13 protein-coding genes are annotated in these 14205 nt (G+C 34.7%); 7 read left to right on the plus strand and 6 right to left on the minus strand.

The genetic code is table 11. The features are described 5' to 3' along the window. Positions 1-27 precede the first annotated feature (27 nt). Complete coding sequence (lpxD, locus tag AAC069_RS10360) at positions 28-1026, minus strand: UDP-3-O-(3-hydroxymyristoyl)glucosamine N-acyltransferase (RefSeq protein ID WP_339920394.1); 999 nt, start codon at positions 1024-1026, stop codon at positions 28-30. A 185-nt stretch (positions 1027-1211) separates the two neighbouring features. Here lpxD and AAC069_RS10365 point away from each other — a divergent pair, with 185 nt between their 5' ends. Then, positions 1212-2123: a phospholipase A gene (locus AAC069_RS10365; RefSeq protein ID WP_339920395.1), complete on the plus strand. Its 912-nt coding sequence runs from the start codon at positions 1212-1214 to the stop codon at positions 2121-2123. Between the two features lie 66 nt (positions 2124-2189). Here AAC069_RS10365 and AAC069_RS10370 read toward each other — a convergent pair whose 3' ends face one another. After that, positions 2190-2888: an energy transducer TonB gene (locus AAC069_RS10370; protein WP_339920396.1), complete on the minus strand. Its 699-nt coding sequence runs from the start codon at positions 2886-2888 to the stop codon at positions 2190-2192. A 235-nt stretch (positions 2889-3123) separates the two neighbouring features. On the opposite strand from AAC069_RS10370, the gene AAC069_RS10375 reads away from it, so the two are divergent. Then, the gene (locus AAC069_RS10375) at positions 3124-3840 is read left to right on the plus strand and encodes a L,D-transpeptidase family protein (protein ID WP_339920397.1); all 717 of its coding nucleotides are present in this window, start codon (positions 3124-3126) and stop codon (positions 3838-3840) included. 96 nt (positions 3841-3936) lie between these two features. Here the strand turns inward: AAC069_RS10375 and prfB are convergent. Continuing rightward, positions 3937-5038, minus strand: a protein-coding gene (gene prfB, locus AAC069_RS10380) for a peptide chain release factor 2 (RefSeq protein WP_339920398.1) whose coding sequence is annotated in 2 segments (ribosomal slippage) — positions 3937-4974 and positions 4976-5038 — 1101 coding nt in all. Because the reading frame shifts where the segments join, the coding sequence is not laid out codon by codon here. A 91-nt stretch (positions 5039-5129) separates the two neighbouring features. On the opposite strand from prfB, the gene AAC069_RS10385 reads away from it, so the two are divergent. Then, positions 5130-6149: a GntG family PLP-dependent aldolase gene (locus AAC069_RS10385; RefSeq protein ID WP_339920399.1), complete on the plus strand. Its 1020-nt coding sequence runs from the start codon at positions 5130-5132 to the stop codon at positions 6147-6149. A 66-nt stretch (positions 6150-6215) separates the two neighbouring features. Here the strand turns inward: AAC069_RS10385 and AAC069_RS10390 are convergent, their stop codons facing one another. Then, positions 6216-6536: a YbaB/EbfC family nucleoid-associated protein gene (locus AAC069_RS10390; protein ID WP_091086995.1), complete on the minus strand. Its 321-nt coding sequence runs from the start codon at positions 6534-6536 to the stop codon at positions 6216-6218. Between the two features lie 142 nt (positions 6537-6678). On the opposite strand from AAC069_RS10390, the gene AAC069_RS10395 reads away from it, so the two are divergent. Both AAC069_RS10395 and AAC069_RS10400 read left to right on the plus strand, forming a co-directional pair. Continuing rightward, entirely contained in the window at positions 6679-8739 is a 2061-nt protein-coding gene (locus tag AAC069_RS10395; protein WP_339920400.1) for a S9 family peptidase, read from the plus strand. Between the two features lie 70 nt (positions 8740-8809). Then, the gene (locus tag AAC069_RS10400; protein ID WP_339920401.1) at positions 8810-9850 is read left to right on the plus strand and encodes a cysteine synthase family protein; all 1041 of its coding nucleotides are present in this window, start codon (positions 8810-8812) and stop codon (positions 9848-9850) included. Between the two features lie 258 nt (positions 9851-10108). Here the strand turns inward: AAC069_RS10400 and AAC069_RS10405 are convergent, their stop codons facing one another. After that, complete coding sequence (locus AAC069_RS10405) at positions 10109-11308, minus strand: aminotransferase class I/II-fold pyridoxal phosphate-dependent enzyme (protein ID WP_339920402.1); 1200 nt, start codon at positions 11306-11308, stop codon at positions 10109-10111. Between the two features lie 20 nt (positions 11309-11328). Further along, on the minus strand, positions 11329-11961 hold the full coding sequence (locus AAC069_RS10410) for a MarC family protein (RefSeq protein ID WP_339920403.1): 633 nt from the start codon (positions 11959-11961) through the stop codon (positions 11329-11331). Between the two features lie 157 nt (positions 11962-12118). On the opposite strand from AAC069_RS10410, the gene AAC069_RS10415 reads away from it, so the two are divergent. Together AAC069_RS10415 and lpdA are read left to right on the plus strand one after the other, a co-directional pair. After that, on the plus strand, positions 12119-12577 hold the full coding sequence (locus AAC069_RS10415) for an Lrp/AsnC family transcriptional regulator (protein WP_339920404.1): 459 nt from the start codon (positions 12119-12121) through the stop codon (positions 12575-12577). A 155-nt stretch (positions 12578-12732) separates the two neighbouring features. After that, positions 12733-14136 (plus strand): dihydrolipoyl dehydrogenase, encoded by a 1404-nt coding sequence (lpdA, locus tag AAC069_RS10420; protein WP_339920405.1) that lies wholly within the window; start codon positions 12733-12735, stop codon positions 14134-14136. The last annotated feature ends 69 nt before the right edge of the window (positions 14137-14205 follow it).

Raw genomic sequence — 14205 nt, forward strand, 5'->3', positions numbered from 1 at the left:
TTTACGAATATGATAAAATCTACTTGTTTATTTTTTTGAATCGTTGACTAATCGTTTTAAAATAGCCCATTGTTTTAAGGCATCGCGTGCTTCAACAGCAGGATAACCTAGTACTGTTTTTCCGGCAGGGACATCGCAGGTAACGCCAGATCCAGCGCCTACGATTGCGCCACTTCCTAATGTTGCATGATCTTTTATGGAGGCGCTTCCGCCAATAATAACTCCGTCGCCTAAAGTTACAGAACCAGCTAATCCGCTGTGTCCTGCCATAATGCAAAAACGACCCAATTTACTGTTGTGACCTATTTGAACTAAATTGTCAATTTTACAACCATCTCCTAAAACCGTGGAACTAAATTTGCCACGATCTACACAGGAGTTGGCACCAATTTCGACATTGTTTCCTATTATTACATTTCCTATTTGTGGAATTTTAACCAGTCCTCTTTGAGGACAAGGACGAAATCCAAATCCATCTGCGCCAATTGTTGCGTTAGGATGTATAATACAATCATTACCAATGTGGCAACGCTCTCTAACTACAGTTCCAGACCACAGTACTGTATTCTTTCCTATGGTGCATTCATCCAAAATAGTGACATTAGGATAAATGATTGCGTTTTCTCCAATTTTTACGTTTGGTCCAACATAACTTCCGGCGCCTATTTTTGTTCCAATTCCGATAGTCGCTGATTTATCAACAACTGCCGTAGGGTGAATGTCAATATAAAATTGAGGCATTGGATGAGCAAAAAGTTCCAAAACTTGAGACATCGCTAAATCAGCATTTTTTACTTTGATGAAAGCTCTGTTTTCTCCCGGTTCTATTGAAATATCCTCGTTTACAACAGCAACGCAAGCTTTAGATGTTGACCATAGTTTCTCATACTTTTTGTTTCCAATAAATGAAATTTCAGAGTCAGTTGCAACCTCTAGTTGCTCAGGTGCTGTAATTGTTTGTGAGGTACTACCAGATATGACTCCTTTGAGGACTTCGTTTATTTCTTGGACGGTATAAGATTTCATAATGTTACTGATAGATTGGGTTATGATAGAATTCTCAAATAAAGTGATTTAGTCTTAAAGTTCCAAATGTTTGCAGATACTTTAACAAGATTAAAAGTAGTATTTATATAACTTTTTAAAATAAAAGTGTAACGTAGTGAGATGTCAAACTACTATTTTTGCGGATTAAATTTTGATTCTAGAATATGAAATATTTTCAAATTAAGCTTTCTATTTTTCTACTTCTTTTTTCTTTTTTTACTGTTAATGCTCAGGTTCAGGCCTTGTTTAACCGTAAAACGCAACTTAGAAATATGACGGAAAGATGGGAACTGGATACTACTTCAGTGAGGGGAACCTTTTTGATTACTCCTTACAAGCCTATGTTTGTTTTGCCCGTGCGCTGGACGAATAACCCGAATGAACGGCCTGAATCAGGAAATACAGATCCGGATTATGTAGCGCCTGAGGTTATTAACTACAATAATATCGAGACTAAATTCCAATTGAGTTTTAAGACTAAAGTACTGCAAAGTATTTTCTGGGGTCATGGTGACTTATGGTTAGCCTATACTCAAAAGTCACATTGGCAAATCTATAATACTGCGCTTTCACGTCCCTTTAGAGAAGTTAACTATGAACCTGAACTTATTTTAAATTTCCCTGTGAAGTTTAATTTATTTGGTTTTAAAACAAGAATGGTAGGAGTTGCATTAAATCATGAGTCAAATGGAAAAAGTGATCCTTTTTCCCGTAGCTGGAATAGAATTATACTGCATGCAGGATTTGAACGTAACAATTGGACTGTGTATGTGAGACCTTGGTTTCGTATGCCAGCTGCAATTGATGACAATCCTGATATTGCAGAATATGTAGGTAGGGGAGATGTGAATGTCATTTATACCAAAAACGGTAATATCCTTTCTTTTGTTGGTAGTCATAATCTTAGTTTTAATTCAAAAGCAAGAGGGAATGCCGCTTTTTCATGGTCTTATCCGGTTAGAAATAATTTAAAAGGATATCTATTAATTTCCCACGGTTATGGTGAAACGCTGATAGATTATAACAATCTCCAAACTACTGTGGGTGTTGGAGTTTCTTTAATTGAATGGTTATAAAAAAAAATAACTCATTTAATTTTAGTCGCTAAAATTAAATGAGTTAAATGCTAAGAATTATTTATTTTAATTGATCGTAATTGGGATGCCGTATTTAACACGAGCATCTTTCCCGTCTACTTTGCCAGGAATCCATAACGGGCTATTAAATAGCACTCTTAATGCTTCAACATTCATGTCATAATTAAGCCCTTCAATTATTTTAAAATCTTTTAAAGTGCCATCTATTTCAACCACAAAATCAACTTTTATTCGTCCTTTAGCACTATTAGGACTTTTGAAATTCTTTGCTACATATTTATAAAATTCATTTATTCCTCCTGGGAATTCAGGCTGTATATAATAAGGAAAAAAAGTAATTTCAGTTCCGCTTTCATTAAAACATTTCCCGTCAATAAATTCACCGTTTTTGTAATTTTCGCTACGTTTGATCTGGATGTTTTCATAATAGAGGTTTGAAATCCCGTCAATTTTCCCATGTTTGTAAATCAATTCTTTTTCTTTATTTCCATTTTTGTACCAAGTGATAGATACGCCATCTTTAATACGCTTTTTGAAATTTGAAAATTCATCGTAGTTACGTTTTGTTCCATCTATAAAATAAGTGGTTCTAGTAGTACCTTTTTTAGTATCTTCATAAGTGCTGTAGTACGTCGCTCCTTCAGTTGAACGCAATTCTTTAAAGTCTTCAGTGTAATATATTTTTTTTTGCGAGTAAATAGAAATTGATAATAGCAAAGCAAGAAGGGCGAGCGATTTTTTCATGAAAAAAGTTTAATTTAGTCTTCAAAAGTAGTAAAATAATCTTTTTAATAAAGTCTATTGATGTAAATCGAATGTTAAATATGACCGTGAATTATTGTGAAGGTTAGGATTGACTTCCGTAAAAGTACTACTGGAAATAACTTACAGAATGCGTAAATGATAAATTATTATGTTTGTGATGAATTATAGGAATACAGGCGAAATAGATAATTATTGAATATTATACCATAGTTGAATGAATTTTTTAAATCAGGTTTTACTTTTAGTGGCCGTATGTTTCTTTAGTTTGAATCTTCAGGCTCAATCTAATAATGATATTATTGAAAACGCATTATTAATTGCAAATAGGAATAAAGAGAAGTTAGAAAAAACCAGTCAGTTATTGGTTGTATATAATAACGATGCTAGTAGCTATGCAGCATTTTTAGTAGTTTTAGAAAAGAAAGATGCTTTGTGGGTTGTGAAACAAGAACCAGTAAAAGCCGGTATAGGGAAAAATGGTTTTGCATTGCCGCGTGAAAAACGAGAAGGAGATGGCAAATCACCGACAGGAATATTTCGCTTAGGAAAATTATTCTCGTACGAAAAGCAATTTAATACTTTGCTGGAAAACCAACAAACTACGGCTGAAGACAAATGGATTGATGACCCCAACTCAGATCAGTACAATACGTATGTCAAAGGAGCTACTGATGCAAAATCATATGAGAACTTACTGTTGAAAAATGATGCTTACAAATATTGTACGGTGATTGAATACAATACGAACCCAATTGTAAAAGGAAAAGGGAGTGCTATATTTTTTCATTTAGGTGTAAAAGAACCTTATTTTACCGCTGGTTGTGTTGCTATTGATGAAAATAATATGAAATCAATTGTCAGTTGGTTACACCCCAAGCAAAACCCAACTATTATTATGGGGAATTTAGAGGTATTAAAAAATGGATTGTAGCTAATAAAAAAATAAAAATCCTCTTACCATTTCGAAAACGAAAGTAAGAGGATTTTTTAAGTTTAAACAAGCAAACGTGATTAATAGAAGTGAAAATTATTCTTCTTCGTCTCTTTGTCCCATCATCATTAGATAAGCTTTTAAGAATTCGTCGATTTCACCGTTCATCACACCGTCGACGTTGCTAGTTTCATAGCCAGTACGAACGTCTTTTACTAATTTATAAGGCTGCATCACATAATTGCGAATTTGTGAGCCCCATTCTATTTTCATTTTTCCGGCTTCGATGTCAGCACGTTGCGCCAATTGTTTCTTTAATTCGATTTCGTACAACTGAGAACGAAGCATTTGCATGGCACGTTGTCTATTGTCTTGCTGCGAACGTGTTTCTGAACACTGAATTTGAATTCCTGTGGGTTTGTGAAAAAGCTGCACTTTAGTTTCTACCTTATTCACGTTTTGCCCACCAGCACCACTGGATCTAGAAGTTGTAATTTCAATATCGGCAGGATTGATATCAATTTCGATACTGTCATCTACAAGTGGATATACGTATACGGATGCAAAGGAAGTGTGCCTTTTGGCATTACTGTCAAACGGAGATATACGAACTAATCGGTGTACTCCATTTTCGCCTTTTAAATATCCAAAAGAATAATCCCCTTCAAACTCGAGTGTAACCGTTTTTATACCGGCTGCTTCTCCTTTTTGAAAATTCAGTTCTTTTATTTTATAGCCATATTTTTCCCCCCACATCATGTACATACGCATAAGCATTTCGGCCCAATCGCAACTTTCAGTACCTCCAGCACCTGCAGTAATCTGTACTACAGCACTTAAAGAATCGCCTTCATCAGAAAGCATATTCTTGAATTCAATCGCTTCAATGTGATTTGCGATACCGCTATACTGTTCGTCTAGCTCTTCTGCAGTGAGTTCTCCTTCTTTATAAAACTCATAGGCTAACTGCAATTCGTCAGTCATTTCGACTGCTTTATCGTAATCTTCAATCCATTTTTTCTTATTTCGAAGATTTCTTACAATTAGTTCAGCTTCTTTCGCGTTATTCCAAAAATCTGGGGCAAAAGTCTTTTCTTCTTCGTTAGAAATTTCAATTAGTTTGGCATCAACGTCAAAGATACCTCCTCAACGCACCAAGGCGCTCTACAATACCTTTAATTTGTTCGGTAGTTGTCATAAATTATGTAATTTTGTAGGACAAAAATAAGAAAATTTTTCTCTTAGGAACAAGTGAAGACTTATCCGTGTTAGAAATAAAAAATAAATCAATGGAAATAAATTTAATTAGCGATACAATTACCAAGCCGACACAAGAAATGTTGCAGTTTATGTTCAATGCCGAAGTAGGTGATGACGTATATAAACAAGATCCCACAGTAATAGAATTAGAAGATACTATTGCACAAATTTTTGGGATGGAAGCAGGGCTATTTTTCCCTTCAGGGACTATGGCTAATCAAGCGGCAATAAAACTACATACAAATCCAGGAGAGCAAATTATTGCCGATAAGTATGCTCACGTTTATCTTTATGAAGGTGGGGGAGCATCTTTTAATAGTGGGGTTTCCTTTTCTTTGCTCGATGGTGATCGCGGAATGATTACTGCCGAACAAGTGGCAGGAGCTATCAACGACCCTGAGTTTTATCATAATCCGTTAACGAGTTTGGTTTGTGTTGAAAACACGACTAATAAAGGAGGCGGTGCTTGTTATGAGTTAGACGAGTTAAAAAAAATAAAAGAAGTATGTGTAGCTAATAATTTGAAGTTCCATCTTGATGGTGCCCGAATTTGGAATGCTCTAATTGCCAAAAAACAAGACCCAAAGGCATTTGGACAGTTATTTGACACTATTTCGGTTTGCTTATCAAAAGGGCTAGGTGCACCAATAGGTTCTGTTTTATTAGGAGATAAAGCGACTATTCATCGCGCACTGCGAATCCGAAAAATATTAGGAGGAGGAATGCGTCAGGTAGGCTATTTGGCTGCAGCCGGATTATATGCTTTAGACAATAATATCAGTCGACTTGCCGAAGATCATAGACGTGCTAAAGAATTAGCATCTATATTAAATACTAAAGAATGGGTTGCCAAAGTAGAGCCAGTAGAAACAAATATTTTGATATTTACGTTGGCGCCTAATTACAGCGAGAAAGTTTTAATTGAGAAACTAAAACAAAAAAACATATCCATTAGTTCAATGGGACAGGGAAAATTAAGAATGGTAACGCATCTTGATTATAGGGAAGTCATGCATACTTATGTATTAGAAACCTTGTCAAAGATGTAAATTATTAAATATGAATTATGAGTTTTTAAATTAACTCATAATTCATATTCTTATAACTGTTTTGGATTATTTGAACAAATTATCCATTCCAGGAATCATTGGCATATCCATTTTTGCAACAGCATCAAGTTCTGCTTCATTCACTTTAGTCGCTTTCTCGATTGCTTTGTTCATCACTAAAATCATATAATCTTCTAGTTGCTCTTTGTCTTGCAATAAGTCATCGGCAATAGTGATTGATTTTATTTTTCTATTCGCAGTAATCGTAACTTTTAATAAACCGTCGGTACTTTGCTCATCAACGAGAACAGTATCCAGGCGTTTTTTAGTTTCTTCCATTTTTTGTTGGGTTTCTTTTAGTTTACCCATCATTCCCATTAAATCCATTTTTGATAATTTAAAAATTATTGAAATACGAAATTACGAATTTTGAAGGAATAAGCAATGTTAAATAAGATGAAAAGCGGATACGTTATAGTGCGGCTTTGTCTATTTTTGTGGCTTCTTTACAAATATGAAAACTCAAAAAATGACAGAAAAAATACAGCCACCAGTAGTTAAAATTATACCAACAGTATTAGAGAAATTCGGGGATATCAGGGTTGATAATTATTATTGGTTAAAGGATAGAGAAAATCCGGAAGTTATTGACTATCTGAATAAAGAAAACGAATATTATCAAAAAATGACTGCTCATACGCAGGATTTACAAAAGGATTTGTTTGAGGAAATGAAATCCCGCATCAAGGAAGACGATGAATCGGTTCCTTATTTATATAACGGCTACTATTATATTACCCGTTTTGAAACTGGTAAAGACTATCCTATTTATTCTCGAAAAAAGGAAAGCCTTTCGGCAAAAGAAGAAATTATGCTTGATTGCAACGAATTAGCAAAAGGCAAAAAATATTTCAAACTAAGCGGATTAAGTATCAGTAATGATAATCAATTGGCTACGTATGCAATAGATTTAGTGGGAAGAAGAATTTATACTTTGGAGATAAAAAACCTAATAACGGGCGAAATCTTAAGCGATAAAATTGAAAATACAACTGGAAATTCCACTTGGGCAAACGACAATCAAACTATTTTTTATACCACTCAAGATGCTGAAACCTTGCGTTCTGATACGGTTCTAAAACATAAATTAGGGACAGCTACGTCAGAAGACGAAGTAGTTTATTTTGAAAAAGACGATACTTTTGATGTCGCTGTAGGTAAAGAAAAATCAAAAAAATATATTTTGATTAGCTCATCAAGTACCTTGACTACTGAGTTCATGACTTTATTAGCAGACAACCCAGAAGGGAAATTTAAAGTTTTCCAGAAAAGAAAAAGAGGTTTAGAGTATAGTATTTCTCATTTTGGAGATCATTTTTATATCCTTACAAACAAGGACAAGGCGACTAATTTTAAACTGATGAAAACGCTTGAATCTAAAACTGCGATGGAGAATTGGGAAGATGTTCTTGCTCATAGAGAAGATGTCTTATTAGAGGATATTGATATTTTTAGAGACTTTTTGGTGGTTTCAGAGCGTAGCAATGGTTTGAGTGAAATTAGAATCATTCCCTGGAATGGAAAAGAGGAGTATTATTTGCCTTTTGAAAGTGAAACTTATACCGCTCATGCTTCTGCAAACGTTGATTTTGACACGGATATTTTACGATATGCCTATCAATCAATGGCGACACCTGCTTCGATTATTGATTTCAATATGAATACTAAAGAAAAAGAAGTCAAGAAAGAACAGGAAGTGCTTGGTGGTAACTTTGATAAGGATAATTATATTGAAGAACGTGTTTGGGCTACTGCAAAAGACGGTACTCTAATACCTATTTCTATGGTATATAGAAAAGGCTTGAAGAAAGACGGTAAAAATCCATTATTACTTTATGCATACGGTTCTTATGGTCATTCCATGGATGCCTATTTTTCATCAACAAGACTATCATTGTTAGATAGAGGTTTTGTTTATGCGATAGCGCACATTCGCGGTGGTGAGGATTTAGGAAGACAATGGTATGAAGGCGGAAAATTATTAAAAAAGAAAAACACTTTTAAGGATTTTATAGATTGTTCTAAATTTGTAATTGAGCAAAAATACACTTCTGCAAAACATCTATATGCCGAAGGCGGTTCAGCAGGTGGTTTATTGATGGGAGTTATTTTAAACATGGCGCCAAAACTATATCATGGTGTGATTGCTCAAGTTCCTTTTGTAGACGTTGCAACTACAATGCTGGACGAAACAATCCCATTAACAACCGGGGAATATGACGAATGGGGAAATCCAAACGTTAAAAGATATTATAAGTACATGAAATCCTATTCACCTTATGATAATGTAAAACCCCAAGCCTATCCTAATATGTATATATCAACTGGTTTACATGATTCACAAGTACAGTATTGGGAGCCGGCTAAGTGGGTAGCTAAGTTACGAACCTTGAAAACAGATGGTAATCTTTTATTTTTAGACACGAACATGGATGCAGGTCATGGAGGTGCGTCTGGAAGGTTTGAAGCGCTTAAAGAATTAGCGAAGGAATTTAGTTTTTTGCTAGATTTAGAGAAAATTAAAAAGTAATTCAAAAAATTTTGTTAAATTTGCAACGTTTCGGGGTCTAATAAATTTGGTCTCGACAAACTATTTTTTTATGAAAGAAGAAATACAAGCTTACAATAGTGTTTTAGAATTAATAGGAAATACACCTCTTATTAAACTAAATAAAGTCACAGAAAAGTTAGAAGGTAATTTCTATGCAAAGGTAGAAGCTTTTAATCCTGGGCATTCGTCGAAAGACAGAATCGCTTTATACATAATTGAAGAGGCCGAAAGAAGAGGGATATTATCTCCTGGAGATACCATAATTGAAACGACATCTGGGAACACTGGATTTAGTATTGCAATGGTTAGTATCATAAAAGGATATAACTGTATTCTTGCCGTAAGTTCAAAATCATCCAAAGATAAAATTGATATGTTACGCAGTTTAGGCGCTAAAGTCTATGTTTGTCCAGCACATGTATCTGCAGACGACGAACGTTCTTACTACAATGTAGCAAAAAGATTACACGAAGAAACAAAAGGATCAATTTACATCAATCAATATTTTAATCAGTTAAATATTGACGCACATTATAATTCTACAGGACCTGAAATTTGGAAACAAACTAATGGTAAAATAACTCATTTAGTTGCATGTAGTGGTACTGGAGGAACGATTTCTGGAACGGCTAAGTTCTTGAAAGAACAAAATCCTAATATTAAAGTACTTGCTGTTGATGCTTTTGGTTCGGTATTGAAGAAATACCATGAAACAAAAGAATTTGACAACGATGAAATTTATCCATACAGAATTGAAGGTTTAGGGAAAAATTTAATTCCATCGGCTACAGATTTTGATACAATCGATAAGTTTACGAAAGTTACCGATGAAGAGAGTGCACATTGTGCAAGAGAGATTACTAGAAAAGAAGGCTTATTTGTAGGTTATACTTCTGGAGCTGTTTTACAAGCGATAAGACAATATGCTGAAGAAGGTGAGTTTGGTGAAAATAGTAATGTAATTGCCATTTTTCCTGACCACGGTTCACGTTATATGAGTAAAGTATACAGTGATGATTGGATGCACGAACAAGGATTTTTTGATAGTGTACATCAAGAAGAGGTTCAGAAAATTGAAATGATTAAATAAGAATACTACAATTTTTAGATATAAAAAAAACTCCAGAGAAATCTGGAGTTTTTTTGTTTGTATTCAAAATTAGAGTAACGTTTAGGAGGTTTCTTTTTATTTATTCAATTGAAAATATTTGCTATACTACAAAAGCATATCGTTTAATGAAATTGAAAAAGTGACTTATATATAAAAAAATAAAACCCGCTTAAATGGCCTTTAAGCGGGTTTTGGTCAACAAAAAAACTAAAAAAAAATTTTTATAGCAGTCTTGAATTATAGTATATCCAATTCTTGCATGCAGGCTTTCATCATTTCGTATGTTCTTGCAATGTCGTTATCTAAACCAATTGAAAAACGAATCAAGCCATCAGTTAATCCCATTTCGGCTTGTTCTTCTAAAGGAATTTCGCTCGAAGTAGAGGTTCCGGGAGCGCTAAACAATGTTTTGTAGAATCCTAAACTCACGGCTAGGTATCCTAAGTTGCGTGATTGCATTAACTCCATTAAAGCATTTGCTTTCGCCAAAGAACCAATGTCTAATGTCATCATTCCGCCAAAACCATATTCTGGATTGATCATCGATGCAAATAAATCGTGACTTGGATGGCTTTTTAAACCAGGATATACCGTTTTTATTCCGTCTTTTTCAAAACGTTCTGCTAGGTATGCAGCATTATGACTGTGTTGCTTGATTCTTAGGTGTAGTGTACGTAGGTTTTTCATAACACTTGCTGAACGCATACTATCCATTGTTGGCCCTAGTAACATACTAGCTCCACTGTTCACGTCTTTTAGCTCATTGATAAAGTCTTGTGAAGCACAAGTTACTCCACCCACAGTATCGCTACTTCCGTTGATATATTTTGTCAAACTGTGAATTACTATGTCGGCACCAAATTTAACTGGAGAAACAGATAGAGGAGAGAAGGTGTTATCCACAACCAATTTCAGATTATGTTTCTTGGCGATTTTAGATAAACCAGCTATATCAGCTACTTCTAATAAAGGATTACTTACTGTTTCACAGTACAATACTTTTGTGTCTGGAGTTATAGCAGCTTCAACTACATCTAGTTTTGTGATGTCAACAAATGTGGTTTTGACACCAAATCGTGGGGCGAAGTTTTTAAGAAAAGCATACGTTCCTCCATATATAGTTCTACTTGAAACAATGTGGTCTCCAGCTCCGCATAATTGCAATAAAGTAGGTGTGATGGCTCCCATTCCGGAAGCGGATACATTTGCTGTTTCTGTGCCTTCCATTGCGGCCATCGCTTTGTCTAAATACAAATTACTTGGAGAGGAATGGCGGGAATACAAATAACAGCCTTCCATATTACCTTCAAAGGTGTCAAACATAGTTTTTGCCGAAAGGAAAGTGTAGGTAGAAGAGTCAGAAATAGATGGGTTTACACCACCAAATTCACCAAAATATTGTAAGTCTTGAATGTTGTCTGCGGGGTTGAAGTTCATGTTGTTTTTTTTTAAGTTAGTTATTTTATTAGATCGTGTATAATTGGCTTTAAGCCACTAAAAAAGAATTCGACTGCTATTACCATAACGATAAGTCCCATAAGTCTCATCATTACATTTATGCCTGTTTGTCCTATTACTTTTATAATTTTAGAAGAGCTCAATAGAATGATGTAGGTGGTTAAGACTACGACCGCTATAGAAACTAGCAGAATCACTATTTTGGAAATTGAGGAAGCATCTTCCATTAAAACAATTGCGTTTGTTATAGCGCCTGGCCCACAAATCATAGGAATTGCCAGAGGTGTTATAGAAATATCATTTACGTAGTTTTTGACTTCATTTTTTTTGATTTTTACAGCGCTTAATCTAGCCTGTAGCATATCCATTCCCATCATGAAAAAAATGACTCCTCCCACTATTTTAAAACTGTTTACGGAGATCCCAAAAAACTTAAATAGTAATTGTCCCGAAAGGGCAAAGCAAATGATAATGATGAAGGAAACTAAGGATGCTTTTTTGGCAGTGAATCTTCGTTCCCGTTCTGACAAATCAGTCGTCATGGTCAAAAAAATAGGCATTGTACCTAATGGATTGATTAGGGTAAAAAAAGAGGTGAGGCATAAAAGGCCAAAAGTTATTAAATCATCCATTACAACAGTACTATTTATAATGTAAAGGACGTTTATATAGTTTTTATTGTCAATAATGGGGTTTAAAATTAGTTTTTTATATTGTGATAATGATTTTATGTAGATTTTATTTCTATTTTTATCGAATATTTTATCATTTCGCCAAAAAAACTACAAAATGACTTTAGACTTAATAGACAAAAAACTACTTTTATTATTACAAACGGACAGCAAAAAGACTACAAAAGAATTGTCTTTGAAATTGAATCTGTCGGTTACAGCGGTGTATGAGCGCATTAAAAAATTAGAGCGTGAAGGTATTATTGATAAATATGTGATGTTGCTTAATAAAAGGAAGGTTGAAAAAGGATTTGTAGTTTTTTGTCATCTTAAACTCATCCAACACACGAAAGAATTTGTAACTAGATTTGAAAGTGATGTAGTACAATTAAAGGAAGTGTTAGAATGTTATCATGTAAGTGGCGATTACGACTACATCCTTAAGATTGTGGTGAAAGACATGGAGGCCTACAGAGAGTTTTTAGTCACAAAGTTAACTACCTTACAGCATATTGGCAGTACGCAAAGTACCTTTATGATCAGTGAAGTTAAAAACACAACGGTTGTAGAAGTTTAAGGAAATTTACCGCTAAGAAGGTATTGTTTGCGACATATTAAATGGGTTGTAGTGTAAAATCTTAATAAAATATATTTAATATTAAACTTTAAACAAAACTTAATTCCTTAATTTTGTGCAACATTTTATAAAAAAACAACAAAAATAAATATACTATGAATTCATTTGACGTAGTCATTATTGGTTCTGGCCCGGGCGGATATGTATCAGCAATTCGTTGTGCACAACTTGGTTTCAAAACAGCAATTATCGAAAAGTATTCAACTCTTGGAGGAACTTGCCTTAACGTAGGGTGTATTCCTTCAAAAGCATTGTTATCTTCCTCACATCATTATGCTGAATTGGCGCATTTTGCTGATCACGGAATTGAAGTTTCTGGTGAAGTAAAAGTTAACCTGGAAAAAATGATTGCACGTAAACAAGCAGTTGTTGATCAGACTTCAGGCGGAGTAAAATATTTAATGGACAAAAATAAAATTACTGTTCTAGAAGGATTAGGTTCTTTCGTAGATGCTACTCACGTTGCGATTGCAAAAGCGGACGGAACTAGCGAAACAGTAGAAGCTAAAAATATTATTATTGCGACAGGTTCTAAACCTTCTAATTTGCCATTTATCAAAATTGATAAAGAAAGAATTATTACTTCGACTGAAGCATTAAAGTTAAAAGAAGTACCAAAACATCTTGTCATCATTGGTGGAGGAGTTATTGGTATTGAATTAGGTCAGGTGTATTTACGTTTGGGAGCGCAAGTTTCTGTAGTGGAATTCATGGACCGAATCATTCCAGGAATGGATGCTTCATTGTCTAAAGAATTGACTAAAGTATTAAAGAAACAAGGAATGAAATTCTACGTTTCACATAAAGTGAAGTCAGTAGAAAGAAATGGTGATGCCGTGACTGTACAGGCAGAAAATTCCAAAGGAGAGACAATTACTTTACAAGGGGATTATTCTCTTGTTTCTGTTGGACGTCGTCCTTATACTGACGGTTTAAACGCAGATAAAGCTGGAGTGAAAATTTCAGATAGAGGAATGGTTGAAGTAAATGATCATTTACAAACTAATGTTCCTAATATTTATGCAATAGGTGACGTTGTTCGTGGAGCGATGTTAGCACACAAAGCAGAAGAAGAAGGAGCTATGGTTGCTGAAATCTTAGCTGGACAAAAACCTCATATTGATTACAATTTAATTCCAGGTGTTGTCTATACTTGGCCAGAAGTGGCTGCGGTAGGGCAAACAGAAGAGCAGTTAAAAGCTTCTGGAGTGGAATTTAAATCTGGAACCTTCCCTTTCAAAGCATTAGGTCGTGCAAGAGCAAGTGGAGATTTAGACGGTTTTGTAAAAATTCTTGCTGATGCGAAAACAGATGAGGTTCTGGGAGTTCATATGATTGGAGCTCGTTGTGCTGATTTAATTGCCGAAGCGGTTGTTGCTATGGAATTTAAAGCGTCAGCTGAAGATATATCAAGAATGTCACATGCGCATCCTACTTTTGCGGAAGCAATCAAAGAAGCTGCATTAGCGGCTACAGATAATAGAGCATTACACGTATAGTCAGAAAGACTTTTATGTTTTGTATACCAAAAAAGAAACCCGTTCATTGAACGGGTTTCTTTTTTGGTA

It is taken from the genome of uncultured Flavobacterium sp. (assembly GCF_963974175.1).
In the GTDB taxonomy this organism is placed as follows: domain Bacteria; phylum Bacteroidota; class Bacteroidia; order Flavobacteriales; family Flavobacteriaceae; genus Flavobacterium.

Bases quoted from the DNA above. Each gene is read 5' to 3' on its own strand.
- lpxD (WP_339920394.1), bottom strand. From the start codon at position 1,026: ATGAAATCTTATACCGTCCAAGAAATAAACGAAGTCCTCAAAGGAGTC.
- AAC069_RS10365 (WP_339920395.1), top strand. From the start codon at position 1,212: ATGAAATATTTTCAAATTAAGCTTTCTATTTTTCTACTTCTTTTTTCT.
- AAC069_RS10370 (WP_339920396.1), bottom strand. From the start codon at position 2,888: ATGAAAAAATCGCTCGCCCTTCTTGCTTTGCTATTATCAATTTCTATT.
- AAC069_RS10375 (WP_339920397.1), top strand. From the start codon at position 3,124: ATGAATTTTTTAAATCAGGTTTTACTTTTAGTGGCCGTATGTTTCTTT.
- AAC069_RS10385 (WP_339920399.1), top strand. From the start codon at position 5,130: ATGGAAATAAATTTAATTAGCGATACAATTACCAAGCCGACACAAGAA.
- AAC069_RS10390 (WP_091086995.1), bottom strand. From the start codon at position 6,536: ATGGATTTAATGGGAATGATGGGTAAACTAAAAGAAACCCAACAAAAA.
- AAC069_RS10395 (WP_339920400.1), top strand. From the start codon at position 6,679: ATGACAGAAAAAATACAGCCACCAGTAGTTAAAATTATACCAACAGTA.
- AAC069_RS10400 (WP_339920401.1), top strand. From the start codon at position 8,810: ATGAAAGAAGAAATACAAGCTTACAATAGTGTTTTAGAATTAATAGGA.
- AAC069_RS10405 (WP_339920402.1), bottom strand. From the start codon at position 11,308: ATGAACTTCAACCCCGCAGACAACATTCAAGACTTACAATATTTTGGT.
- AAC069_RS10410 (WP_339920403.1), bottom strand. From the start codon at position 11,961: ATGGATGATTTAATAACTTTTGGCCTTTTATGCCTCACCTCTTTTTTT.
- AAC069_RS10415 (WP_339920404.1), top strand. From the start codon at position 12,119: ATGACTTTAGACTTAATAGACAAAAAACTACTTTTATTATTACAAACG.
- lpdA (WP_339920405.1), top strand. From the start codon at position 12,733: ATGAATTCATTTGACGTAGTCATTATTGGTTCTGGCCCGGGCGGATAT.